The sequence below is a fragment of the Sphingobacterium daejeonense genome, from assembly GCF_901472535.1.
GTDB classification, from domain to species: domain Bacteria; phylum Bacteroidota; class Bacteroidia; order Sphingobacteriales; family Sphingobacteriaceae; genus Sphingobacterium; species Sphingobacterium daejeonense.
In genome coordinates, this window is record NZ_LR590470.1 from 2,449,985 (window position 1) to 2,476,413 (window position 26,429).

The window sequence follows — 26,429 nt, forward strand, 5'->3', positions numbered from 1 at the left end:
TGATTGCTCATATTGAGTTCTATGCCTTCTGAATCTTTAAAAAGATAATTATTGGATATATAATCATATTTCATACTGAAAATAGGTTGGTTATCTACTAATATGGAATTAGTATACCCAAAATTCGTTTTTCTGACCGCTTCGTATAACCACTAGAATAGGTGGCGATCATTTTTGCAATACCAGAATTCTTTAACTCTACTGAATTGTTGGCATTGTCAATCACGCTGAAACCTCGCTTGATACGGTTGATATCTAAATTATATCCTTCACTATTTTTAATACTTAACAAGTGCCACATATCAAATGTCAAATCATAAATAACATCATGCTCATCTTTTATTGCAAATTCGTAGACCCCTTTTCTAAATGAAGTTATAGTTCTCCCATCTGGGTAATAAAACGTGAAATTCCCTTTCCCATTGATTTCTAGTTCAGAAGTCAATCCATGAATATCCTTGAAAACCATAAAATTTGGCCAACCATTAACAATGGATAAATAATTGCTTTTCGAATAACCGAAATATCCGTCATCGGACAATAACATCATATACGCAATAATTTGGAATTCATCACTGAACATGTCTTTAATTGGAAAACCCATGAGCCGCTGGTCAACAATTCTTTCAAATATTAAATCGGTTTTACTTTGGACAGTCGAGTCTGTAACAGATAGACTGTCAAGTTGCGAATATCCGTCCGTTATAGAACCAATAGAAAAGGTTAGGAGCAGAACTAGAAATTTTAAATAAGTTGGCATATTGATCCGATAAATTTTCAGTTAATAATAAAAGCGTATTTTCAGGTATGGACTGAAGAAAATGCGATAAGTTTAATCAAAAAGAAAATTAAGTCATCGGAGTTTTAAAAACAAAAAAAGGCACCCATTAAGGGTGCCTTTAATTTTTTATATACAAACTAGTTTGCTGGACTTAATTCTATTTGACCTAAATCTTTAATTTCACCCGTAGTAACAGTTACATTTTCAATCGAATCCTTTAGAAAATTACCGGCGGTCGGAACAATATCAACCTTGTAAGTACCTTGTTCAATACCTGGGAAATAAAATTTACCAGTTGGGCCAGCTAAAGTACCCAATGTATCTGTTCCTTTAATAGCAAATACATGAGCATTTGACGTTATTGGAGAAACAAATCCTGTTAAAGCTCCAGAAACAGCTACAGGAATCGCACGAATAACTGGTTTTAATATATATTTGCCATTTTTTTCATTATGAACAATTGATTTAGATGCATCAAAATCCAACGCCAAGGTATAGGCAATGTTAGGGATTAAATCATCCTGAACTTTGATTTTTACACCAGATGATTGTCCTGATGGAGTTGTTAAGTCATGAGGGGTTCCATTTACCACGATTTTGTTATCATCATCCAATACCAATCTTACTTCTTGCAATCTTCCAGAAGGAACGTCATGTTCTGCTAAAAGGAAAAATTTACCTTCACGATAATCAAGCATATCAAATGGATCATGGTCCACATCAATTACTTGTTTTCCGCCTTCTGTGATAACCTCAATATGATCGATATCTAAAATGATTTGATCATAATATGCTGGTGCATCTGTAATTTCAATCCTCACAGGAGTAGTACCATTGGTGGTGTTTGTGTTGTCTGTGCTACAGCTTGCCAAGCTTAAAGCAGCTGCTGCTAATGATAATCCTAGTAATGCTTTCATAGTAATTTCCGTTATTAGAAAAATCATTAAACAATTAATGTACCAGTTCAAACAATTATTGTTTTTTTAACATTTACTACGTCAGGAAAATAGGCCTATCTAACTTCATAGCAATACGATAAGCCGCATTCATCAATCCTACATGGCTATATGCTTGCGGAAAATTACCCCATTGGCTACCATCATCTTCATGTACATCTTCCGAAAATAGTTGAAGATCATTGCCATATTCAAGCAATTGTTCAAAGGTTTCTTTAGCTTCATCCAGACGACCAACACAGGCCAACGCTTCAACATACCAGAATGCACAAACTAAAAACGTAGTCTTCGGCTTTCCAAAATCATCCCTATGTAGATAGCGATAAAATAGACCATTCTTACCCTTCAATTCTTTCTCAACTGCCGCCAGATGCTTCTTTGCCCTTTCAGAACTAGGATCTAAATAGTTCATAAGAATCAATTGTAAGGTACTTGCATCCAAATTTGTTCCCTCATCCGAATTTCTGTAAACTTCGTTTTCAGGGTCATAACATTTTTCAATATAAGCTGCTGCCTTATCCATTAAGGTTTTGGCTTGTTCCTCAATATCCTTATAGTTATTTTGTTGCGCAATCTTCAAAGCTGCAGATGCGCCAGCCCATTGAAATAGGTTTGAATAAGCATGATGATTAGCTATATTTCGAAACTCCCAAATTCCAGCATCTTTTTCATCAATGGTCATCTGAATTTTTTCCAAGATATATTTTAACCATGATTTGGCATCCTTTCTTTCATCTTGTGGAAAACGATAGTCTGTATACAAGGGGAGAAGGGCAATCATAGCCTGACCATACACATCGTTTTGAATATGCTCATAGGCTTGGTTCCCGATTCGAACAGGTTTATTCCCGCGATAACCTTCCAAATAATCCAACTCTATCTCTGTCAACGCCTTCCGCCCTAAAATACCATACAAAGGTTGCAATCTTCCAGAATCTGATTGTGTTATGGAGGTAATGTAATTAGCAAATTCCTCCAATTCATCGAATTTACCAATATGGCTCAGCGCCGTAAGTACGTAATAACTGTCACGAACCCAACAATATCGATAATCCCAATTCCGACCAGAGCCCGGTGATTCAGGTAAACTCGTAGTACTAGAAGCGATAATAGCCCCGGTATCTTCGTATTGATGCAATTTAAGGACTAACGCTGATCGAATAATATGATCCTGATAATAATTAGGAATATTCGCCTTTTTCGTCCAACGCCTCCAGTAGATTTTGGTTTTGATCAAAAACTCTTCAGCCGTTTGCTGTAAGGAAGCTTCAAAAGTATTGCCATATGAAAGAATCATATACTTCTTTTCCGTCAATAGAAAGTTGCCTTGTTCTTCATCAAAAAAATGACTGATCGGAATATTGGTAGTCAAACGCATGCTCTCTTTATCATGCTCAAATTTGATATGATTACTACCTCTAAATTTATTGAATTCATCTCGACCGTAATTGGCCCGAGGATGACAATTCACACGAATAGAAGGATTCCCATACATAGGTTCCACAATCCTAACTAGCATCAAAGGCTTAAAATAACGATCATATTGAACAAAGCGTGGAGCAAAGTCCGTAACCCTAAAACCTGAATGCTCACCCTTTACTTCGGTGACTAATATATTGGTATTCTCTAAATAATATTGATTAGAAGTGATTTGTGTATCATTCAACTTGATGTTGAATTCACCTCCTTTGTTAACGTCCAATAAACACCCAAAAACAAAACTGTCCTCAAAGGTCGGCCAACAAAGCCAGTTTATATTCGTGCTCTTATGGACATGAGCGATAAAATTACAATTCCCAATTATTCCACTATTATATATATGTCTTTTATCCATAAATTTTCTTTATACTTTTTTACTTGCTTAAAGAGTCCAATAATCGTAGGACTTCCTCATGATTTTCAACGTAATACTTCGCATGAGATTGTTTATCACCAACTTTTATGGTGATACTTGTATCAGGTAAGGAGATAAACATATCTTCATCGGTAGCATCATCACCGATGCACAATATGAAATCTGGCTTTATCTGATCAACGATGTTGATGGCTGCTTTGCCTTTATTGATTAGTTTACTCTTTATTTCAATCACACGGTCGCCATTGATAATCTGCAAATCCAAAACCTGATTTAAATGCCTTAATTCCTGAAGTAATTCTTGAGCCTGCCTAATACCAAAAGCCTTTTCAACCTTTCGATAGTGCCATGCTAAGGAATAAGACTTCTCTTCAATAGAGGATCCAGGAGTTCTATCTGTAAATCTTTGAAGGATTTCATGAATATCTGCCTTCCAAGTATTACTTAAGCCAGGAACCAAATGCCATTCCTTATTCGGAAAATTACTCCAAATTCCATGTTCGGCAATTAGGTAATAAGGTCTTTCTGAAAACCATTTGTCCAAATTGCTGTATTTTCTACCCGAAATAATGGAAATATGGTTTTTTGGATCCCTGCTCAATTGATCCAATACATCGTAAACCTGTTGCGTAGGAGTGGCCTTGTCCGCATTCTTGTTGAAACCAACCAAAGTACCGTCATAGTCCAAAAGAATCAACCTATTGCTGCTTTTTGCATAGGATGATTTGATCTCGGCTTCGACTTTTTCACGAACCTTACGCGCCAATTCATCCCTCTGAGTATTTTTGACCTCAGAAAGCCTTTGCATAAATAAATTAACCCAATGATGAACCGTAAATTTGGAAACGATCTCCTGACTGGATTTCAACCTTTCATCTTGTTCTTCAACAGGCATCGTAATCGCCTCATAAAGTGTTCTACTCGTCCTTTGAACCGCATATGGATTGATGATCAAAGCATCCGAAAGTTCCTTAGAAGCTCCCGCAAACTCACTGATAACCAAAACACCAGTTGAATCTTGCTTACTCGCTATAAATTCCTTGGAAACCAGATTCATACCATCGTATAATGAGGTTATCCAACATACATCTGCAGCAGAATACAAAGCCGACAAAACATCAAATGGAAGTGAATCGTAAAAATAAGCAATAGGCTGCCAACCAGGTTTCCCATGAACAGCATTGATGTTACCTACTTTACGGTCAATCTCGTTCCTCAATTTCTTATATTGACCAACCTGATCCCGAGATGGGACAATCAGCATATATAAAACAATCTTCCCAATGAGTTCTGAATGATTGTTCAACATGATTTCAAATGAAGTCAATCGCTGTAAAATACCTTTACTGTAATCTAAACGGTCAACAGACAATATAATCTTTTGGTCCTTATATAAGCTTTTTAGATGAGTAGCATAATTTCGAGTCTCCGGAGTAACTGCTTGATTCTTGTATTTTTCGTAATCAATTCCCATTGGAAATACATCCACCAAAACTTTACGACCATTGATCTTTAATTGATTGATATTCGTGGGTAAATTCAAAATCCCAGAACTTGAATCTAAAAAATTATCGACATTTTCATAAGTATGAAAACCGATGAGATCAGAACCCATTAAACCCATCAACAATTCTTCGCGCCATGGAAGCATTTTGAAAAGTTCAATCGGAGGGAAGGGGATATGATGAAAATAACCTATGCTGCATGATTCTTTTTGTTCCCTGATATAATTGGGAACAAGCATCAATTGATAATCATGAACCCAAACATGAGTGTTTTCTTCAATAAAAGGAATGGCAGCCTCTGCAAATTTTCGGTTCGCTTCCGTGTAACTAATCCAATAGTCTTGTTTTAATTCAACATAACTTGGTCGATAATGACACAAAGGCCATAAAATAGCATTTGAAAAACCCTCATAATAACCTTTGATTTCTGCTTCAGTAAGAAAAACTGGAATTAGATTCAGCTTTTTTAATTCTTCTCTGATTAACTTCTCTTCAGATTCGTTCTTGGGGATAATCCCTGGCCATCCAATCCACCAAGATCCATTTTCCTTATAAAAGGATCCTAATCCTGTCGCCAAGCCCCCTTCACTGGCAGTAAATTTAAGCTTTGACTTTTTTCTCTCAATTTTGACGGGTAGGCGATTCGAAATGATTAGAGTACCTGTTGCGGGTATGTCTAGATTTTGTAGCATATGTTCCTTAAATACAATCGAATCTCAAAATTGTTTTATAAATGTGTTACAACATCAATATTTCATAGTAACCCAATTGTAATTTTATTATGTACAACCACTAACCATATCAAGTAAATCAACCACAAGAATTAAAATTAATGAATTGTAATATCTAAAATTAAATTGTTATGAAATGTCAACTTTTTTATAATCAGTATTTTATTAATTATTAGATTATCCTTAAATTTAATAGGATATTAGGATGTGATATAAATAATATTGCTTTTAATTAGAAAAAATCATATTTTTTTCAATTTCTAATTGGTAAAAATATCCTCGTAAAATGTTATTATTTTACTGAATAACAAGTGGAGCATAACATAAGTGTCGAGCCAAAACATTAACTATTGTACTAAGGTATTTTTTAAAGTAATTGTTTAAAATTCGTGATTTTAGGGCTATAGATGCTGAACTGAATATTTAAATATATTTGTTCCAACAAATGCAAGCTAACCTATAGAATCTCCTCAATGCGTTATCCTGTATTGCAATTATTAACAGTCCCTTGCTTTTAAAAGGACCCATTATTATTAATCATTCTGAGTTAATCTTAATAGAGATCTCAGTTATAAGAAATGAAAAAGAACATATTTGAGATTTTATTGACCATTTTCGGTATTGGTCTATTAATTCAAATTTTATTGATGATGAAAAGGTATGATTTCCCAATCGCATTAATATTTGGACCGATTCTCTTTTTTGCCTTTCTCGACCAACTCAACAAAAAAATACCAATTATTTATTATTTCCTCCATTTCATACCTTTTATAATCGTTTCAATTTTATTTTACACGTTAGGTGAAAATCAGGTTATCCTCTTTAGGCATATATATTTTATAACCACCCTCAGTTCTTTATTCATTTATCCAGCTTTGGTTATATTTTCCAAAAAAAGAGATTCTTCTTTTATAAATGAAAAAAATCTGATTTTACTAGAAATTCTAGCCATACTTGGCTTGGCAATTTTCTTCTTTTTGAATATAATTTATATTAACCATATCTCAAATAATTTTACAAATGTTTATGAGCAGTTAGTAATCATTTCATTGATGGTAATTAATGTTGGTATACTAACTTGGTTCCTTATCTCAAATAGATTTTCTCCTAGTGTATTTAATGAAAACAACTCTAAAAAACCTGTTGAAACAGCTTATATTTCCGAAGAAGAAATACAATTGATCAAAAGCAATATTAATCAGATTATGGAAACTGAAAAACTATACCTAGACGCACATTTTTCATTAGAAAAACTAGCGAAGATTTCAGGACATTCAAAAGTCAAAATATCTTACTATATAAAAGATCAACTTAATGTCGAATTTGAAGATTGGTTAGCAACATTTAGAGTAAATCACGCAGTTGATTTAATCCATAAAAATGATGGAAATTTAAAACTAGAATATTTGGCAAATTTGAGTGGTTTTGACTCTAGAACTGCTTTCAACAAATATTTTAAGCATTATGTAGGAGAATCGCCATCTAACTATAGAAACAAATTAACAAAGTAAATCTATGTTGGTTTATTTTATTTATTCAGCAATTATTGTCCTTTGCCTTTTGAGTTATCAACTATATCTCAATTTGGCGATAAAAGGTGCATTTGAAAAGGTGTTGTCTTACCTAATTCTTGTCATCCTTTTTCATATCATATTTGCTGCAATGTTTAGAGATATTATACCAGGATATAGATATGTAGATATCGGAGCTCCATTTGGTTTGCTGTATGGGCCATTTTTATACATCGGGTATTTAGCTTTTAAAAGAAAGGATATTTCAAACAAAACTATTATTATACACGCAATACCTTTTTTAATCCTTACAATCGTATATATTATTTTCCTCAGCAATGAAAAATTAAGATTTCAATATGGAAAATTATATTACATCATTTTATATAGTTTATTCGGATTGTCATGGATGTTATATCCAGCCTCTATTCTGATAAAAGGTAAAATATCTGATTTTAAACAACTTGATGTTAAAAGGCTATATTATTACTTTATGGTTTTACTGTTGGTACTGGCAGCATTTATTATACCTACAATTATGTCAACAGTGATAAATAAATTTGATGTCAGTAAACCACTTTCGGGTTTGACAGTATATATTATTATGATGCTTGGGATCAGTATGGTCTACAATTTCTTATTGAAACTATTGATAAGTCAAACAAAAAACCACAATTCAATTCCAATTGCCAAACCTATTAATGCGGCACCAACTACAATTTATTCAGTCAAATTATCCCCAGATCTAAAACATGCATCTCTAAAAGGTAAAATATTATTATACCTCGAGGATAAAAAATATTTAGATCCAGAGTTCAATCTGAATACAATGGCAAAAGATTTAAAACTTTCAAGATCCGTGATATCTCAATTTTTTAAGGAAAATTTCAACCAAAATGTTCTAAAAACTATTAATGCCTTGCGCATAGAAGAGGTATGTCAAGAATTGAACAAACCAGATTTTGACATGAATATTGACGAATTAGCTTACCGATGTGGATTTAGTTCAAGAGCTTCATTTTACAGAAACTTCAGTATTGAAAAAAACTGTACACCAATTGAATATCGAGAGATGTGTCTCCAAAATTAATTTAAAATGTTAAGATATATCTTATGCTTTTGTTTATTGCTGTCCGTTGGATATCAAGGATTTGCTCAGAATAATAACGCTGATAAGCGCTTTAATGATGTAATGCTGGACTTAGTTGCATCTAATTCTGTCGAAGCTTTCCGCGTGGCAGATTCATTAATGCAAACTGCTAAAACTGATCTTGACAAAATAAAAGCAAACCTCGTCATATCTTTTGTTCATCAAAGCGTAGGAACGTATTCCTTAGCCGTAAATTATGCCCAAAGAGCAGATAAATTGTCCAACCTCCTGGGATTACTAGATTATGAAACAAGTTGTGCAATTTTATTAGCATCAATCTATAGGGAAATAGGAGTTTATGAAGAATCATCAAATTATATCAATAGAGCAAAATCAAATATTAAAGGAATAAATGACAGTAGCGCCTATTATTTGTTGGAAATACAAATCATTCAGGAAGAAGCAAAACTTTTAATCTCCTCCAAAAGATATTCTGATGCTATTGATCTAATAAATGCCGCCATACTCAAAAAAGGATATATTGATGTAAATCATAAAGCTTCCATATTGTTGAGATCAAAAAATCATCTTATCCTTGCTGACTGTTATAATCAATTAGGTAATCCTTCTGAAAGTATACCTTATTTAAAAAGGGTCCTTGATGATGTCTTAGGAATGGAAACACTTTTAAGACCTTATGCTTATCAAATGTTAACTGAAGCATATTTCATCCTCGGCCAATTAGACTCCGCAAAAATATTCTTTGACCTTGGAATGCCATACATTGAAAGTTCAAACAATATGGAGTTGAAAAGTAGATTCTATTTTCAAAGTGCTAAATATTATGGAAAAATCGGTGACCATAAATTGTCACTTACCTATTTTGACCAATATTCCAAACTAATAGAACAGAACCACAATACTGCTCAAATAATAGGTAACAGTCTGTTGAAAAGCAATTACGATGAAATTGTACTTCTAAGAAGAAATAACCTTATACTGATATGGGCACTCATAATTGGTATAAGTTTATTCATACTTTATTATTTCATTAGAATTTATCCAAAAAATGAAATATCTGAAAGTATAGCTCAATATCCTCAAGTCATTGAATCTGAATCTCCCAGTTCGAATTACAAAAGCCTAGAAAAAGATGCTACGATCGTAAATTTGGATTCTCAGATATCTTTGGAAACAGAAACTCCGGTTGGTAAAAAAACTGAATGATCTTGAAGATGAAAAATTCTTCCTCGATAAATCTATAACCTTGGGTATTCTTACAAACAAAATTAATTCGAATCAAAAATATGTATCCTATATTATTCGGAAGTATAAAAATCAACACTTCAATGATTATATATTGAATTTGAGAATTCAGTATATCGTAAACCAATTAGAATCGAACAAAATTATGCTGGACTATAAATTGTCCTATTTAGCAGATATGTCAGGATTTACTTCTCATAGTAAATTCACTATTGCCTTTAAGAATGTTATGAATATTACTCCCTCACAGTTTATTGAACAGCTTAAGGCTTACAAAGAATAATTCCAACCCAAAAATTATAGGATAATTACATTAATCTTTAGGTTAATTTTTTCTAAATAGTCTTTTTTAGGGGGTGGACATTCCTTCATATTAATAACTACCTAGCTATTGATTTGCGGTATATACTCCCTTATCTCTCTATTTTAGGGAGTACTTATCTTGGGAAATGGTAAAAAACAAAAAAAATTGCGGGATACTCAATGTTTGACCTCCAGATTTTTTTGAAAATTTATAGCTAAATCGTTACTATTTTGATAAGTTTTTAGGGGTTCTGTTAAATTTTACCAATGTCCACCACCCAAAAACTCCCAAATACCACTGGAAATATACTCACAAATTTCAAATTCTCGAAAATCATAAATTAAAAGAAGCTACTTCATTAGTCGTGAATAGTCAATTGTATATCAGTTAGTTATATCTTTTTAAGACATGTCTTAAAATTGATTTTAAATAGCGGTATCACGAAATGAGACATACTTTTTTGAGTACGAGACGTAATTTTGAGTAAACGATTTCAAAGGATTAACTGGAATTTAAACCTTCACGAAATCTAGGTGAAAGAAACCAACTAACTATTAATATTAAAATATTTAAAATTATGTATCTAAGTTATTATCTTATATTTTACCTGTTCCTATTACAGGCAAAATTCTGGGACTTTCCCTGGGTGATTAGACTATCCTTAGTAATCTTCACATCTTTAATCGTATTGTTTTTAATTAACTACATTAAAAACTACTTCGAGAACAAAAAATTTGTCAACAAAAAAAGCTGCTATTGATACATTAAGAATGAAATTGGAATATTCCATTCAGAATGTACTCCCAAAAAGCAATTACAATTCGGAGAAAAATTTAGATGATCTTAAATTTTCTTATAAGAAACAGTTTCAGCATCTATATATTCAAAATTCAATCCCGACTTCTAAACCTGATAATAAAATAATTGCTGAAAATTTAAACAACCATGAACCTTTCAAATTCTTGGATGAAACCTTCAATAATGAGTTTACTGTACTTGACGGCATCTTAGTTCACCAATTTTTATTGGCTAAAGCTCAAACCGGCCATTTGCCTATGTTAAGCCGTTGGGTTAGAAAAGGACAAAACAACGAGTTCCGAAAGTTCATGATCAATGAAATCGCATTTTTTAATCAAAAAGGATGTGCTTCAATATTGGCTAGTCTATTAGCCTCCGAAACCGATTGTGAAATTAAAATTGCCTTGATTAATTCACTCACTAAACTCAACTACAAACAGAGTGAAGCTCAAATCATAGCGTGTTATAAAAGCGCAGATATCAAATTGAGAAACGTGATCATAAATGCAGTAATCCTATTCAAATCTAAGTATGGATTAAAATTCTTGAATGATCTCTTTTTCGATTCGCAAGATCAAAACTTCAAGGACAGCTTAATCTTAGCAATGAAAATTATGAGAGATGATATAAGTAATGAAAACAATAAAAATAAATCCTAATACGGACTCTAGTTCGATAAATAGTATAGCCCAATATAATTACCAAATCATCTAAATTTTAAAAGAACCGTAATAAATAAAAAATTAAATTAACACTATCTAATCTATTATGTTTAACAATCTTACAACAATTAAAAAGGAGTACATGAATGCAGACACAGAAAACAAAATTCTCGCTGCATTGGCTCAATGGGAAGCTAAAGAAGCTTATTTGAACCCGGCATGTTCCATAACGTCTGCATCAAAAGAAATTGGTTGTAATTCCAAATACCTTTCTTTTGTCGTAAACAAAAACAAAAAAATTGATTTCCCTAACTATGTAAACAATCTAAGGCTCAATTTTTTGAACAATTACTTGCGCACAGTAGAGGAAGCGAGGAACTTTAAACTTACCTATTTGGCTGCCTTATCTGGTTTCTCTTCCTATGGAAAATTCGCAAAAAGCATTAAAGATAGAACGGGGTTCAATCCAACCCCAATTTATCGTTTTCTTCGATGAAAAAATTGCTTAATTGCATTTATAATCCTAAAGTCCGAAAGGGCTTTAGGATTAATTCTAATAGTCTAATGAATAGAGCCTTGAAGAAATAACCCTTTAACGGTTTTTATGGTAACTAATAGCTGACCATAATGACGCTGACCATGCTCCGCAGCATGAAATAATAATCCAATCTGAGTCGTCGGAATTTTTTTCCTGCCCAAATACCGTACATCTGTCAAAGTATTAGAATCAATGCTGCTTAAATATGTTATCGTGTTCTCAATGATTTCATGCAACCGATTCTTTAAAACCTCATTGTTAAACTCTGGATTTTGAAGGCCTTCTAACTTAATTTCTTGTAATTCTTCATCTGTAAGTGTTTCTCCTTTAGAATAGATGACCATTCTTTTAATAACGCCAGCGATATGCTGTACATGAAAAGCAATATTGGCCATCTCAAAAGGTCGGATCCAAATATAAGGCTCAATTTCGTCTGATAATTGCTTTTGGATGTCCTCGTCGATTTGAAGCAATGCGTGCGCCACAGGCTGTAATAATGGGCTGATACCCGAAATTGGACCCCGCATCCATACTTCTAATTGATCTTTATTTTGCTCGCCCATATATATTAGCCTTGAGTAACCGATTTATCACCAAAAGTAACCATCACCATCCCAATGATAATTATCAAAGAACCTAAAATCTGCATCCAACTTAAGGGTTGTTTGAACCTTAATGCCATAGCTAATTGAACAGTTAAAAACGTACCACCTGAACATAATGCAATAACAATTGGCTGTGGGACAGTTCTAAATAATTGAACCAAAAACCAAGAAGCAGATAATAAAATTATATTCCCAGCAATTAAGGCTGCCCATTGATATTTAGGCTGGATACCTCCATACTTGAAAATAATACTGGAACTTATCTGACAAACCCAAAATGCAACAAAAAAAAGAATCTTCATAAGGCAAAATTAACCTTATGAAGATAGAATTTATTTAATAAAATTAAAAGTTATGCTTATTGGGAATATCTCACTAAATTTTAATGATGGTATAATCGGACGAAGAAAAATCAATATCATGATCCTTATCCCTCAAAACCGTTTGGATAGTAATAGTTTTTTCTAAAGGATAATCCTTTAAAAATGATAAAATTCCCTGTTTGTTTTTGGAATGATACGAGCCGTTCAAATGAAGAAATATTTCATCAGCATTCTTGTTCTTTAAAATAAAATGAGACATCGTTGCATCCTTGAGACCTTGTGAATAAATCATGTTGGCATTGCTATGGTCTGGCATCATCATTAACATTTCTTGATAGATCTGAATAGTAGTGTCAATCTGAATCGGTAGTTTCGGGAAAAATTGCTTTGCATAATCTGAAAGACTATCCAATATACTTAGACCTTGGTGATAAACAGCATTCGCATAACGCCTTGGAACATTGGTACCAATCAACTTTATTTGGTTTTCCTTGGCATATTCTAAAATCGGTTTATAATCTGACTTATAGTTTGACCAAATCCTGGATTTCTGTTTCAAAACTCTTTTGATTTATTTTACCTGAAAAAATATTCATCAATAATGGGCTGTACATCAGCTTCAAACATTTCCATACCAATCACCACTCGACCTTTATATTTTTCATGAAGTCCCTTGAATAGTTCCAACTCAGCTTGATGGGCAAAAGATTGATCATGGATTTCTCCAAAAAATATTAATGGCTTTTCATCTGCTTCTGTTATTATTTGGGCTAGGCTTACTTCAGTGCCTTCTCGATCAAAAACTTGATACTGGTCTTGTGCATTTACTAAACCAAAACATAGGAAGACCATTAAATTGATGAAGAAATATTTCATATTTGATTTTCTATTGTTTTAACTATTTTACGCCAATCTTCGCTCTCAGGAATGCTCGGCTTTCTTTTTCCAAAAAACTGTATGATAAGATTATCTTCTCTATCAAAAGCTTCAATACTATGTACCAAGCCCAAATTTGTTGGTTTCTTAACAATCCACAAACTATCTATTTCGGTATCATTTAAATGAAGATTGAACTTGTCATCCAGAATGTTAATCCATGGCCCGGTTCTTACAATCTTTTCTGCTTTTCCTGTATGGATCTGTAAACAACTTTTGTTGCCCACAAAAACCATAAATTCAATTCCACTTGAAGATACCAAATTCAATAAACTTTCAGCCTGTCCAACAGGAATATTGTAGGTAAATCCTTTCGGAGCCAGTCGCATAGACTGTAGTCTGCTAACCTCGTATTTTTTCAAAATGCCAAAGAAATCGTGCGTGTCCTGCAAACTTTTCCATTCATTTTGGAAACCATTCACATCAATATCCTCATCAAGCTTTTCAATGTTGGCCTGAAATGGCTTAACTTCTATTTGTACAGTAGGTGGGTCATTCAAAGTATATTTAGCTAATAATCTTTCAAATGCTTCCGCATTACTGTTTTCCGTTAGGTAAATCTTATGAATCGCTTCACCGAATCGATCAAAGAATTGAATGCTTTTCCTGTTGTTCTCATTCACTGCAAAGACATACGTCCAAGCAGTCATAAATAACCTCAAGTCAATATCTGGGTTAGTGACCAAACCAATATGCCCATGAAAACTGGCCTTTGTATAAATTCCTTTCCTTTCATGAACAGCATAATTGTTTCTGGTCAAGGCCATAACTTCCCCCAACTCCGGTATATCATTTAAGATGCTGCTAAACTCAGGTAACAATAATATATTGTCAGAACCAATGCTTACTAATTCTGCCTCTGAAACACCCAATTGTTTTGCAGCTTCACGAATTCTACTGCTTGGGTTCTGTAACTTATAACTTTCAAATCTCTCTTTCAATGCTGTTTGATTCTCCATTTTTATGATTTTTATGATACAGGCATGATGACTGGATACCCAAGGTTTTGATCTTGGAGACGTCTCACACGTGTATGGTAGGTGTTAAAAATTAATTCTTCTGATAATATTTCTTGAGGGCTGCCAAAACCCATGGTTTGACCTTGTTTCAAAATCAAAACATTATCTGCATATTGGGCAGCTAGGTTGATGTCATGTAAAATGCAAAAAACAGTTACACCTGTGCTGGAAAGACTCTTTGCCTTCTCCAAAATAATCTGCTGATACTGCAGATCCAATCCTGTAATCGGCTCATCCATCAAATAATATCGCATCCGGATTATCATAAATCTGTGCCAGAACCCTAGCTAATTGCACCCGTTGTTGTTCTCCTCCAGACAGATTATGAATTAATCTATCTTTGAACTTCAACATGCCCATTTCTGCTAATGCTTGATGTGTGATTTCAATATCAATAGGTTCGGGATATGATTTGAAATGTGGATATCTTCCCATCACCGCAATATCAAAAACCGTAAGATTGATGTTCAGAAAATGCGACTGTGGAAGCACTGCCCGATACTTTGATAGCGTCTTCAAATCGATTGTTTTCAGGTCTGTGCCGTTAATATGGATACTGCCAATTTTTGGCTTCAATTGCTTGCTGATTAATTTTAGTAAAGTCGATTTGCCAGCTCCATTTGGACCTATTACAGCCAGTATTTCAGAACTCTTTGCTTCGAAGTTGATATTGTCAAGCAAGGAACGGTTTCCAACTGTATAAGTCAAGCCACTTACTTCAATCATAAATTCCTCCTTTCTCGTTTGTTCCTTAGAATAATGATGACAAACATAGGTACCCCCATAAATGCAGTTAAGATGCCGATAGGAAGTTCTGCAGGTACAACAATCGTCCTTGCAATCAAATCCGCAAATACTAACAAGCCACTTCCTAATAATGCAGAGGCAGGCAATAAGAATTTATGATCTGCTGATATGGAAATACGAAGTAAATGGGGAACTAATAAAGCAATAAAACCTATTATCCCAGCCATAGCAACTGAAGCACCAACACCAATTGCCGCCAATACAATTATATACCGATTTATTTTCCGTATATCCATTCCGAGATGCTCTGCTTGCGATTCCCCCAAAGCCATCGCATTTAGCGCTTTCCCCAAAGGAAGAAGTCCAAAAATGCTTATTAGGGAAAAGGGAAGGATCACCAAAATGGTCTTCCAGTTCGCACCACCCAGACTTCCCAGTGACCAAAAGGTAATAGTACGCAATTGATCATCCGTAGCGATATACGTAAAGAAACCCGTGAAGGCAATTGCTAGTGCATTGATTGCTATACCTAACAATAGCAGAGATGATATGTCGGTTTTACCATTAGTAACAGAAAATTTATATAAGAACCATGTAGTCATTAATGCTCCTAAAAATGAAGCTATCGATAATGCATAGTACCCGAACATTAAGGTAAGACCACTAAAAACATGGTGACCAACAACAATAAACATAACAGCGAATAATGATGCTCCAGATGAAACACCTATCAATCCAGGCTCAGCTAAGGGATTCCGAAACATCCCCTGAACCGAACAGCCTGTAATGCTTAAGGTAGCACCTATTAAAGCGCCTAAAAGCACCCTTGGTGCTCTTATCGCTAAAAAAACTGACTCTTCTTGAATAGGAATCCCGTGAAATCCAGTTGAAAAACCGTGTTACCTAAGATTTTAAGTAAGTTTTTCAATAGGTATTTCTATGGCTCCCACACAGATGGAAGTTATGCAGGAGCACAATAGAAATAGTAGTAAAGAGATAATGGAGATTCTTTTTTTTCTTTGTAATGTCATTAATGTATCTTAGAATGTAACTCCTCAATCGCTATCGGTAATCTCGAACTAAAACCCGATAGTAATTGACCGTCCATTGCTATAATTTTTTTGTTCCTGCCAGCATTGGTTTCCTTAACTCCTTGAATATTCATCATGCCAGTCTCATTTCCTAAACTGCTTAATCCACTGCTAAATAATAAAATGACATCTGGATTGTAAGCAACTAATGCCTCTGGAGTTAATGGCTTGTAATCCGCAAAATCCTTCGCAACATTGATCCCTCCAGCTAATTCAATCACTTTGTCAACTTGTGTACCTGTACCACCAACCATCATGGTGCCAGCGCCACGTGCATAAATGAAAAGAACTTTGGGTTTTTTAGACTCAGATCCATAAGAACTAACGGTTTCCATTGCTTTGTCAAAGGACCCAATCAAGGAATCTCCTCGTTGCGTAAGTTTCAATGAATCCGAAACACCTTTGATTAATTTCCGAGTTCCTTCAACCGAATATTCCTGATCAAACAAAACCGTTCTGATACCTGCTTGCTTAAACTGTTCAATAGTTTCAGGATTCACTTCCTGCTTCGTACCAATGATCAAATTCGGATTTAATGCCATGACTCCTTCAACAGGAACTTTTTTGTTATGGCCAACTTTAGGCTTGGAATTCATGGAGGCAGGATAAGTAGAAGCAACATCTGTTCCTACAATCTGGTCCTCCAACCCCAATTCACTGATGATTTCTGAAACTGTACCGTTCAAAGAAACAATCCTAAGCGTGTCCGAAAAAGAAGTGTCTGCTGATTCGGAAGTTTTCTTTTGTATTTTGACATGAGAATAGGAGACATGCTGCCCCAAAACTCAATATTAATCTATTTATCTTATTCATTGTTCGCTGTTAATTGCTTTTTACTAATTTGTACTCGATCTCAGGATAACCTCTCTTACCGCCATCATCTTTTACGCCCATGGCTAAAAATCTAAGTTTATAAATATTACCTGCTTTATCCTTTATGACATAAAACCTGTCCCTCAATACGCCAACACTCAAGGTATTTCTCCATGATGTAGCCATTGCATTCCTATTGTTCTTAAATTTGATACCGCTCAATTTGCTGGAATCAAACTCTTCATAATTAGGTTGACCATTGCTTTTATTGTCCTTTCCTAAAAACACAACCTCCGAAACACTAACGCCATTAAGATGATTGATGAAAACTAAATCACTGAAAAAATAGGGGATAGGCGCCCCACCCATAGCCGTAAAATAGATGCTTTTGGTCCAAACAAGATCCCATTCATCCTTTGCTGGCTCTACATTCACAGGTCCTTCTGAAAATGAGATAAAATTGAAGTTTAATTTATTGTCCTTTTTGATGGTTAAGGATTTAAAATTGGTATCATCAAGCTTGGCATATTGTAAAACATAATCCTGAGCTGTTCCTCTATTTATTTTAACCTTCCAAACATTAGCTTTATCAGCATTCGGATGTACTGGATTGATTACATAAACTTTATTTTCCGATTCAGTAGCTTTTATTTCAGCAATCAATGATTTTTCTATCCTTCCTGCAGTATCATCATAGTTCTGAAGCTGATCCTTTGCCTGGAAATTATAATTTAACTTAGTTAAATCAACATTCGTTGAGCTTACAGCCTTGATATCTGTTTGATTGGTAACCATAGCAGAATACGCCATGTGATTATTTAAGATAACCCTAAATGCTGAACCTGAATAAAATCCTAAACTCCATGATTTTCTAGCAACTGAAGTTTGTTTATCTGTACTTAAGTCAACATAAACAGCATTTGCAGCATCTGTGCCTCCTTCTCCTCCTTCTAAGGTCATTTTACTCCCGTCAGATGGCGGTACAACCGGAAGAACGTCCGTCTTGTTGTCACGCTCACAGGATGTGAAGCCCAGGATACTGATGAATGCAATACTTGCTAGTTTGGTAAATTTTCTCATTGTAATTATTTGTTAATTTGATATAGTAAACCGAAGAATACAGAGCGCCCATAACTAATGGGGATGGATGTGCTACTACTAGAGTGGGCACCCGTACCTTCTGTTGCCGTATTTAATACATTGGTAATATTGGTCAAGTTCCGGATTCCGGCCTGCACAGTAATACTGTTGTAAAGCCGCTTGTTCAAAGAAATATCCAGCTGATGATAAGCATCTTGCTTCGCTTGGTGGATTTTTAGCTGATCGCCAGAGCCAGTGGTTTGGAAACCAGGACGTTGACCATATAATTTATAAAAGACATTCACATTAGCTTTCCATTTTGGAAATTCATGAGAAATGCTCCCATTGACCTCTGGAGTCCAGAAATACTGACCCAAATCTTTGTTTTCTTCAAACAAACTGTTTAATCGACCTATATAACTTAGACCAACACTGATCTTGCTGTTTTTGATCAATAAATTGTTCTCCCAGGTACCACCCATAGTCTCAAACTTTCCTATATTTTAAATAGGTATTCATCGAGATGTTTTCTTTGTCTTGACCAATCGTTATCAGATTATTGAAGTGATTGTAAAATCCACTCAATGAAGAGTTGATAATGCTTTTTTCAGCTAAGGTTTTATGGTAACTCAGACTCACATTAAAGTTTTGGTTATGTTCTGCCTTCAAATCTGTGTTTCCATTGATGGCATGATTGCTGTCATGAAATGTAAAATACAGCTCCCTTAAACTAGGCGCTCGAAAACCCATAGCATAACCCAATCTCAAATCCAATAATGGATTAAAATTGATTCGCATGTTCAATGATGGGATAGCGGGAGGAGCGTTGTAAATTGAGTTATGAATAAACCTAACTCCGGGTCGAATCATCAACCATGACAAAGGCTTATAATCTGCAGTTAAGAATCCAGCAAAATCATAAATCTCAGAATTATCTTGAATCCTTGCCCCAGAACCCTTGTCAAAATCTAGCTCTAATCCTGCCAAGAGGTCAAAATTAGAACTGATTTTATATAATCCGTTTACACGAGCAAAAGCTTGATTGAACCTGGTGATATCTTGTTCCCCAGCACCTGAAGTCAAACTTGAAGTTTGCGTATTGAGATCAAAAAGCTCAGTAACTGTAGATCGCTTATAGTTCTGATAAGAAAAGGAACCATTAAAAACAAAATGGTCATTAACGGTATATTGTGATTGAAGGATCTGTGTTATCCTGTCTGTAAAATAATTTTTATCTACGTACTTGGAATTAGGCATAACCGCCCCTGGAGTGTAGAGATCCTCATTGAGATAATCAATGCTATAACTAGTATTGAAATTTTCCTTCTCAAACCCAATTTTTCCGCCCCCTAACCATTGCTCTTTAGGTTGCCACTGCAATTTCCTTCCTTCAGAAGTACCCTGAAAGCCTCCAAAATTATTCCTTGATCCATTCAATTCAAATCTCCAAATACCCGTAGAATACTTGAAGCCTAAATGAGCGTTGTGCCGACCTTCGTCATTAACGGGTTTGTATTCTGAACCAACAGTTTCTTCCAGTATCCTTGCTGTTATCCCTAACTTGCTAGTTTTATGATTTGGATTGCTGGTAATAATATTGATTACCCCTGCCAAAGCATCGGTACCATACATCACGGATACTGGACCCTCAACTATTTCAATTCTTTCAATGGTATTGATATCGATTTGGGACAAACTCTGTTTGGTAGCACCTCGGTCGATCATCGGAACTCCATTAACCAATACCTTAACATTCTGCCCGCTCATCCCCATCAGTTGCATGTCTGATTCTCCTAAAACCAAATCGTTTGAAAACCTCACACCTAACTCCATATTCAACAAAGTTGACATATCTGTGGTTGCACGTCGCTGAATATATTCTCGGTTGATTGTTCTTACTTTATAAACTGAATTCTTTAAAGATGTTGGCTCAAATTGTCCCGTGACTACAACCTCTTCAATGGGTAGCACTCGTTCGGAACTATCCTCCTGTGAAATGGCAGTGACCGGTAAAAGTAATAACAGAAAAAGATGTTTTATTCGCAACATTATTTAGAATCATTTTAAATAGTGTTGCAAACATAACCCTTGTTTAGAATTATTCCAAACAAGAAAATAACGTATTAGGAAAATTAAATGACGAAATCCGAAATAAATCAGAAAATAAATTACGGGTAGGTTAGACAAAAAAAGGAGCCGAATCTAAATCCAGCTCCTTCCTAAAATCTTTATAAATATTATCGAGAACTCACAGAACCACCCGAAGAATGATTCACATTTTTATTGCTTGGATTGCCTGAATATACCACCCTGGCACCCGATGAAACGTTCGCTGTAATCGCATTGCTTACAGCAACCGACAATTTCCCACCTGAACTGCCATTAACAGTTAAAGAACCTGTACTGAAGTTCTCCAAGTTCACCCTGCCGCTAGATGACATATCGACATTCAAGGTTTTCGATTTGCCAACTAAAGTAACTTCTCCAGAACTAGAACTGTTGATAGATACTTTCTCGGCTTTCAGCTCTCCAGTCATCTTTCCTGCAGAACTTAAATCTATAGTAGCTGATGTCGCAGCAATTCGTCCTGCGGTAAGTTTTCCTGCAGAGGAAAGATTTGCAGTGAAATTAATTGCATCAATAGGTTCCAATATCTCTAATGATCCAGCTGAACTCAAAGAAATAGAATTAATAGCCGAATTACTGTAAACCGTCACGTTCAAGGTACCTGAATTCTGAATGTGGCTGTTTGGTTTTACCCTGACAACTAGGGTGCCTCCCTTCACATTTGTTTCGATCTTTGGAAGTAGGTCTGCCCTAGAGACATCTACAACCACCTCGTTCCTGGAAGATTTAATGAATTTTGCCTTGATTCCAGAAGAAACTGAAATCCCTGAAACCTTACTGATTTTACGGGTTTCTTTGTGTTGAGCATGTGCCAAAGAAACAAATGCAACTAAGGCTAAGGTTAATATTTTTTTCATCTTTTAAATAAATTTGGTTAGTACAAAAGTATCATCCTCTTGCTTGACTAAATTTATAAATAAATTTTATTATAACTCACCATTATTAATACCCGTTTTTCATTTTTTTCATTCTATGCTTTCTAATCCTCCTTATTTTGCAATTCCACTTAAATTATATATTTTGAAGCGATTAATTATTAATAAGAATAAATGACCATTTTAAGTTATTTCAAGGAGCAATACCATATCTCCCGACGAATTTGAACAATTTTTCGATTCAATAATTGAAGTTAAGGAATATGCTAAAGGTGATATTATCTTTGAACCGGGTGCTTACTTAAAATACATCTATTTTATCGAATCTGGGTTCACAAGAATCTATTATTATAAAAACAGGAGAGATATTACCCACTATTTCTTCGGCCCCAATACCTTCAGTACTGGAATTGAAAGTGTTTTCCATAAAAAACCATCAATTTTCGGATTCCAAGCTTTGGCTCCATCAAAAATAGCTTTCTTCCCATTCTCCAAAATGGAAGAACTAGCCAAAACAGACATCACCATGAACAAAATCATTCAGTCTGTACTTTTGGATTCCTTGATAAACTTCTCAAACCGTTTCTATAATACCCAATTCGAAACCGCACATGAGCGATATAACGCCCTAATAGAAGAAAATCCAGAACTATTCCAAAATGCCTCACTCGGAAACATCGCTTCTTACCTCGGCATATCCCAACAAACCCTCTCCGTAATCAGAGGAATGAAATAAAAAAACATTAGTCATAGCGACCAGAGACACCAACTATGGCGACCAGAGACACCATTCATAACGTCGATTGATGGTTGGTGAGGACACCAACCATGGCGACCACAGACACCATCCATAACGTCGATTGATGGTTGGTGAGGACACCAACCATGGCGACCAGAGTCACCATCCATTACGTCCAGAGAGAACAAACATGAGGTGCTCAATATCCCCACATACCACCCTGAAAGGGTGGCACTATTATAGAATTGATTATTCAACGCCCACTAACCCCGCTAGGGGTGTAACTATTCCCCAAAAACCACCCTTATTCCTTCAACACAGCTGACATTCTTCAGCCCGCTCATTTTCAGTGGCGGCAGGATGGATAAAATGCCGCGGCCATTGTGCGTTGGCCTTGCCCTTGGATGCTTTCCAGCAATTATCTCCTCCAAAGAGATAATTGATTAGAACGGCATCCTCGGCAATAAGGCATTTTGTTCATGCGGGTTGGGCTTGCGCGAAAAGCCACCTTAAATGAGCAAGCGTTTTTGTTACTTTTGCGCCTCAAAAGTAACATCCCATGCCATGAAATGGCATTATTAATTAGGGTTAATAATCCCAAATCATGCCAGCAACCTCATCTCAAAATTTAAAAACTTCATGGTTTTGGCGTATTATCAAACATGTCACGCCTATGGCGTTAATTTTTGGTTGCTATGCATTTTCTATAGATATATTATGCCGCTGGGATTTAAGAAACATATAACGCCTACGGCGTATAATGCTGCTGGCATTGAATCAATTGATGGTTGGTGGGGACACCAACCATGGCGTCCTGACTGTTAAGGCGTTTTACAGCCTGAAAGAATTTTCGAAGCCGAAGCCCCGCTCATTTTCAGTGGCGGCAGGATGGATAAAATGCCGCGGCCATTGTGCGTTGGCCTTGCCCTTGGATGCTTTCCAGCAATTATCTCCTCCAAAGAGATAATTGATTAGAACGGCATCCTCGGCAATAAGGCATTTTGTTCATGTGGGTTGGGCTTGCGCGACAAGCCACCTTAAATGAGCAAGCGTTTTGGTTACTTTTGCGCCTCAAAAGTAACTGCATCTTGCCATGAAATGGTAAAGAATTTGGGTTGTTAGCCCAAGTCAGGCCAGCGCGCATAGCCACCGCGCAAGACTTGCGCTAGCAATGCTAAAGATGGTCGATAGCGTAGCCGAAGCGTGCGCTAGCGTTGCTGAAGATGGTTGGTGAGGACACCAACCATGGCGACCAGGGACACTATCCATGACGCTCTATATCCTCTCATACCACCCTGTAGGGCAATGTCATTAAGTTAAGGGAATTTAGCAAACATGTCACACCTACGGCGTTGGTGTTTGGGGTGATATTCATTTCTATAGATATTACATGCCTACGGCATTTAAGAGATATTTCATGCCTACGGCATTTTACCCCGATGGGGCTTTTGGGGATGTATGGCCATATTTTTTTCCTAACTTAATGACATTGCCTGTAGGGGTGGCACTATTATAGAATTGATTATTCAACGTCCACTAACCCCGCTAGGGGCGTAACTATTATAGAGGACAATTCCAAAACCAAATCGTCTCACAAAAAATACTACTCTATTGTTTAAACTCGCAAAATGCTTTTTTTAAGATATCTGAAAATTATTAACCTAAAACTGTCCCATCTTTGTCTTGTTAAAAGATATAAGTCAAACTGATTCAAAATGGATTTTAGATTTAAAAAAACCTTTTCTAGCTTAACCCTTACCTTACTGGCTGCAATGTCTGCATTCGCACAAGATGGGTTAAACAATTTTAAGGTCCCTGTACAACAGGCAGTAACTCACAACAAAAGTCTCATCAATGCTAACCTTGAAAATCAAAAAGTAGCATTGGACAGAGAAAATGTTAAAGGGAAATTATTACCAACTGTATCCGCAAATGCCATGTATGGCTATTTAAACAGTACTTTGGATATAGACCTCCCCGCTAAGACATTGCCTCTATTGGGATCCACAATTTTTGATGGTACCCAAAAAATGAATATGTCAACCCAAATTGGATTGGCAGGCGTAACTGCTACCCAGGTGATTTTCTCAGGATTGCAGATCACGAATGGACAAAAAGCGCTGGAACAAAAATTTAAAGCACAGCAATTAATGACCGAAGCAGGTTATGACCAACTTGCCCAAGAGGTGATGACAAGTTTTGACCAATTGATGTTGCTCAAAGAAGTGGATCTTTTGATCCTTGATTCTGAAAAACGCCTCAATAAAGAGCATGAAAAAGTTATTAAAGGAATTGAAAACGGATTCGCAATTCCTTATGACCGCGATAAAATCAAATTGGCAATGCTGGAGCTTGAATCTAAAAAAGCAGAAGTCCAAAGTAACAGAGAATTGCTTTTCTTTAAATTAGAGGAATTGACAGGGATGTCAATGGAGGAATTGAAGGAAGTTAATTATAAACTGGACGAACTCAATCTGGAAATGGATTCAGCAAATCAGATGAACAGAAAAGAGCTGCAAGCATTGGAAGCTTCGCAAAAAGCTTATGAGTTTGTCCTAAAAAAGGAAAAAGGAGCAAAATTACCGCAGGTATTTGCTTTTGGAAACGTGTCTTATTTGAACGCGTTTGGTACCGATTTAACGGTCAAGGATCTTCCTCGTGTGGGTGATTTGAAATTAGAATCCAATCACTTGAGGATGGCGCCGAATTTTGCATTAGGTGTTGGAATGAAATGGACTATTTTTGAAGGTAAAGCTCACAAAACAGCAATCGACAAAGCTAAATTAGATATCCAAATCAATGAAAACAAGCTTGCCGACACCAAGGAAAAGCTGTCTTTGCTGCAGCGAAAAACTGAGGTAGATTATAACCTTGCCCACAAAAAAATCCAAGTGAGCAATCAACAGGTTGAAATAGCAAAAAACAATCTGCACCTAGCATCACGTCAATTCGAAGAAGGTCTTTCTGATGTGACAGAAAGATTGGAAGCTGAAAACGAATTCTATAAACAGTCTCTAGGCTATTATAATCAAGTGCTCAACCAAAGAATGGCAGCATCTGAACTTTTGAAAGCAAACGGAAATCTTTACCAAACCATCACTAAATAATCATGAAAAATATTTTATACACTATAGCAGGAATTATTCTTTTACAAAGTTGTTCTGGTGACAACCAAAAAAAGCAAATAAAATTAGAAGGAAAGATCGAACGTGATCAAATCGCGGTCACAACAAAGATCCCCGGTAAAATTCAGAAAATATTTGTCGAAGCAGGTCAGAATGTCCATAAAGGGGATACCTTGGTGATTTTGGAACTTCCAGAGGTAGACGCTAAAGCAATACAGGCCGAAGGAGCCTTTTCCGCTGCACAAGCGCAATATGAAATGGCAGTGAAAGGTGCAACAGATGGACAAATGAAACAGTTGCACGCCAAAGTAGACGGCTTAAAAGAACAGTACGACTTCGCGCAAAAATCATTGGACAGAATGAACAACCTTTTGCGCGACTCCCTGATCTCGCAACAAAAGTATGATGAAGTATATGCGAAATACCAAGGTGCAAAAAATCAATACCTTGCCGCTCAAGCCGAATTAGCTGATGTACAGCATGGTGCAAGGATCGAACAACAAAGAATGGCACTCGGGCAAAAAGAACGGGCATTAGGGGCAGTAGATGAAGTGAATGTAGCGGCTAAAGAACGTTATATTTTGGCACCTCAGGATATGAGCATTGAGAATATAAACTTGCAGGTAGGAGAGTTGGCAATGGCAGGATATAGCTTAGTATCTGGATATATCAATGATGGTACATTCTTCAGGGTAACAATCCCAGAAAGCAAAATCAAGGATTTTGTAAAAGGTCAAAACAAAACCCTTATTATTCCATACTTGGAAAATAAAGAGATACAAGCTAAAGTCGAAACAATTAAGCCTTTGAGCTCTTATGCTAATATCTCAACAGCTTATCCTGATTTTGAAGAACAAGAAACTTTGTTCGAGGTACATTTAAAACCTGTAAATATTCAGGAATCTAAAGACTTGCTAACAAAAGCTACATTTATAGTAAAACAAAATTAAGA

General features: G+C 35.6%; 26 protein-coding genes. 9 read left to right on the forward strand and 17 right to left on the reverse strand.

The window, feature by feature from the left end:
- Positions 1–97: 97 nt before the first annotated feature.
- The 4 genes from FGL31_RS11900 to FGL31_RS11915 form a co-directional block, all read right to left on the reverse strand.
- Positions 98–760 (reverse strand): hypothetical protein, encoded by a 663-nt coding sequence (locus FGL31_RS11900; protein WP_138091700.1) that lies wholly within the window; start codon positions 758–760, stop codon positions 98–100.
- Between the two features lie 158 nt (positions 761–918).
- On the reverse strand, positions 919–1,698 hold the full coding sequence (locus FGL31_RS11905) for a DUF4382 domain-containing protein (protein WP_171017655.1): 780 nt from the start codon (positions 1,696–1,698) through the stop codon (positions 919–921).
- Between the two features lie 76 nt (positions 1,699–1,774).
- On the reverse strand, positions 1,775–3,571 hold the full coding sequence (locus FGL31_RS11910; RefSeq protein ID WP_138091704.1) for a glycoside hydrolase family 15 protein: 1,797 nt from the start codon (positions 3,569–3,571) through the stop codon (positions 1,775–1,777).
- A 19-nt stretch (positions 3,572–3,590) separates the two neighbouring features.
- Complete coding sequence (locus FGL31_RS11915; RefSeq protein ID WP_138091706.1) at positions 3,591–5,789, reverse strand: bifunctional alpha,alpha-trehalose-phosphate synthase (UDP-forming)/trehalose-phosphatase; 2,199 nt, start codon at positions 5,787–5,789, stop codon at positions 3,591–3,593.
- Between the two features lie 617 nt (positions 5,790–6,406).
- Between FGL31_RS11915 and FGL31_RS11920 the strand changes: the two genes are divergently transcribed.
- The 6 genes from FGL31_RS11920 to FGL31_RS11945 all read left to right on the forward strand — a co-directional run bounded on the left by FGL31_RS11920 (position 6,407) and on the right by FGL31_RS11945 (position 11,955).
- Positions 6,407–7,339: a helix-turn-helix domain-containing protein gene (locus FGL31_RS11920; protein ID WP_138091708.1), complete on the forward strand. Its 933-nt coding sequence runs from the start codon at positions 6,407–6,409 to the stop codon at positions 7,337–7,339.
- A 4-nt stretch (positions 7,340–7,343) separates the two neighbouring features.
- Complete coding sequence (locus FGL31_RS11925; protein WP_138091710.1) at positions 7,344–8,429, forward strand: AraC family transcriptional regulator; 1,086 nt, start codon at positions 7,344–7,346, stop codon at positions 8,427–8,429.
- Positions 8,430–8,435: 6 nt separating this feature from the next.
- Positions 8,436–9,656, forward strand: coding sequence for a tetratricopeptide repeat protein (locus FGL31_RS11930; protein ID WP_138091712.1), 1,221 nt, complete (start codon positions 8,436–8,438; stop codon positions 9,654–9,656).
- Positions 9,637–9,978, forward strand: coding sequence for a helix-turn-helix domain-containing protein (locus tag FGL31_RS11935; RefSeq protein WP_171017657.1), 342 nt, complete (start codon positions 9,637–9,639; stop codon positions 9,976–9,978). Before FGL31_RS11930 ends, FGL31_RS11935 begins: the two co-directional genes overlap by 20 nt.
- 755 nt (positions 9,979–10,733) lie before the next feature.
- Positions 10,734–11,456 (forward strand): hypothetical protein, encoded by a 723-nt coding sequence (locus FGL31_RS11940; protein WP_138091716.1) that lies wholly within the window; start codon positions 10,734–10,736, stop codon positions 11,454–11,456.
- Positions 11,457–11,601: 145 nt separating this feature from the next.
- Positions 11,602–11,955 carry a hypothetical protein gene (locus tag FGL31_RS11945; protein WP_138091718.1) on the forward strand — a complete coding sequence of 118 codons (354 nt, stop codon included), beginning with the start codon at positions 11,602–11,604 and terminating at the stop codon, positions 11,953–11,955.
- Positions 11,956–12,020: 65 nt separating this feature from the next.
- Here the strand turns inward: FGL31_RS11945 and FGL31_RS11950 are convergent, their stop codons facing one another.
- The 13 genes from FGL31_RS11950 to FGL31_RS12010 all read right to left on the reverse strand — a co-directional run bounded on the left by FGL31_RS11950 (position 12,021) and on the right by FGL31_RS12010 (position 21,595).
- Positions 12,021–12,560: a DinB family protein gene (locus FGL31_RS11950; protein ID WP_138091720.1), complete on the reverse strand. Its 540-nt coding sequence runs from the start codon at positions 12,558–12,560 to the stop codon at positions 12,021–12,023.
- A gap of 5 nt (positions 12,561–12,565) precedes the next feature.
- Positions 12,566–12,904 carry a hypothetical protein gene (locus FGL31_RS11955; RefSeq protein WP_138091722.1) on the reverse strand — a complete coding sequence of 113 codons (339 nt, stop codon included), beginning with the start codon at positions 12,902–12,904 and terminating at the stop codon, positions 12,566–12,568.
- Between the two features lie 73 nt (positions 12,905–12,977).
- On the reverse strand, positions 12,978–13,484 hold the full coding sequence (locus FGL31_RS27935; RefSeq protein ID WP_171017658.1) for a ChaN family lipoprotein: 507 nt from the start codon (positions 13,482–13,484) through the stop codon (positions 12,978–12,980).
- 17 nt (positions 13,485–13,501) lie between these two features.
- Complete coding sequence (locus FGL31_RS27940) at positions 13,502–13,801, reverse strand: ChaN family lipoprotein (RefSeq protein ID WP_138091726.1); 300 nt, start codon at positions 13,799–13,801, stop codon at positions 13,502–13,504.
- The gene (locus FGL31_RS11970; RefSeq protein WP_138091728.1) at positions 13,798–14,820 is read right to left on the reverse strand and encodes a hemin-degrading factor; all 1,023 of its coding nucleotides are present in this window, start codon (positions 14,818–14,820) and stop codon (positions 13,798–13,800) included. Before FGL31_RS11970 ends, FGL31_RS27940 begins: the two co-directional genes overlap by 4 nt.
- Before the next feature lie 11 nt (positions 14,821–14,831).
- A complete protein-coding gene (locus tag FGL31_RS11975; RefSeq protein WP_138091730.1) occupies positions 14,832–15,134 on the reverse strand; it encodes an ATP-binding cassette domain-containing protein in 303 nt (100 codons plus the stop codon).
- A complete protein-coding gene (locus tag FGL31_RS11980) occupies positions 15,112–15,606 on the reverse strand; it encodes an ATP-binding cassette domain-containing protein (RefSeq protein ID WP_138091732.1) in 495 nt (164 codons plus the stop codon). Before FGL31_RS11980 ends, FGL31_RS11975 begins: the two co-directional genes overlap by 23 nt.
- Positions 15,603–16,499, reverse strand: a complete 897-nt coding sequence (locus FGL31_RS11985; RefSeq protein WP_317131140.1) for a FecCD family ABC transporter permease — start codon at positions 16,497–16,499, stop codon at positions 15,603–15,605. The genes FGL31_RS11980 and FGL31_RS11985 overlap by 4 nt, the downstream gene beginning before the upstream one ends.
- 158 nt (positions 16,500–16,657) lie before the next feature.
- Positions 16,658–17,500, reverse strand: coding sequence for a heme/hemin ABC transporter substrate-binding protein (locus FGL31_RS11990; RefSeq protein WP_232046679.1), 843 nt, complete (start codon positions 17,498–17,500; stop codon positions 16,658–16,660).
- Between the two features lie 40 nt (positions 17,501–17,540).
- Positions 17,541–18,611 carry an HmuY family protein gene (locus FGL31_RS11995; protein WP_138091734.1) on the reverse strand — a complete coding sequence of 357 codons (1,071 nt, stop codon included), beginning with the start codon at positions 18,609–18,611 and terminating at the stop codon, positions 17,541–17,543.
- 5 nt (positions 18,612–18,616) lie between these two features.
- Positions 18,617–19,093 (reverse strand): TonB-dependent receptor, encoded by a 477-nt coding sequence (locus FGL31_RS12000; RefSeq protein ID WP_138091736.1) that lies wholly within the window; start codon positions 19,091–19,093, stop codon positions 18,617–18,619.
- A gap of 4 nt (positions 19,094–19,097) precedes the next feature.
- Entirely contained in the window at positions 19,098–20,660 is a 1,563-nt protein-coding gene (locus FGL31_RS12005) for a TonB-dependent receptor plug domain-containing protein (RefSeq protein ID WP_138091738.1), read from the reverse strand.
- Positions 20,661–20,848: 188 nt separating this feature from the next.
- Positions 20,849–21,595, reverse strand: a complete 747-nt coding sequence (locus tag FGL31_RS12010; protein WP_138091740.1) for a head GIN domain-containing protein — start codon at positions 21,593–21,595, stop codon at positions 20,849–20,851.
- 265 nt (positions 21,596–21,860) lie between these two features.
- On the opposite strand from FGL31_RS12010, the gene FGL31_RS27945 reads away from it, so the two are divergent.
- From FGL31_RS27945 to FGL31_RS12025, 3 genes are all read left to right on the forward strand, one after another.
- On the forward strand, positions 21,861–22,349 hold the full coding sequence (locus FGL31_RS27945) for a Crp/Fnr family transcriptional regulator (RefSeq protein WP_262709242.1): 489 nt from the start codon (positions 21,861–21,863) through the stop codon (positions 22,347–22,349).
- Positions 22,350–24,067: 1,718 nt separating this feature from the next.
- Positions 24,068–25,459 (forward strand): TolC family protein, encoded by a 1,392-nt coding sequence (locus FGL31_RS12020; protein ID WP_138091744.1) that lies wholly within the window; start codon positions 24,068–24,070, stop codon positions 25,457–25,459.
- Between the two features lie 2 nt (positions 25,460–25,461).
- Positions 25,462–26,427, forward strand: coding sequence for an HlyD family secretion protein (locus FGL31_RS12025; protein WP_138091746.1), 966 nt, complete (start codon positions 25,462–25,464; stop codon positions 26,425–26,427).
- Positions 26,428–26,429: the final 2 nt, after the last annotated feature.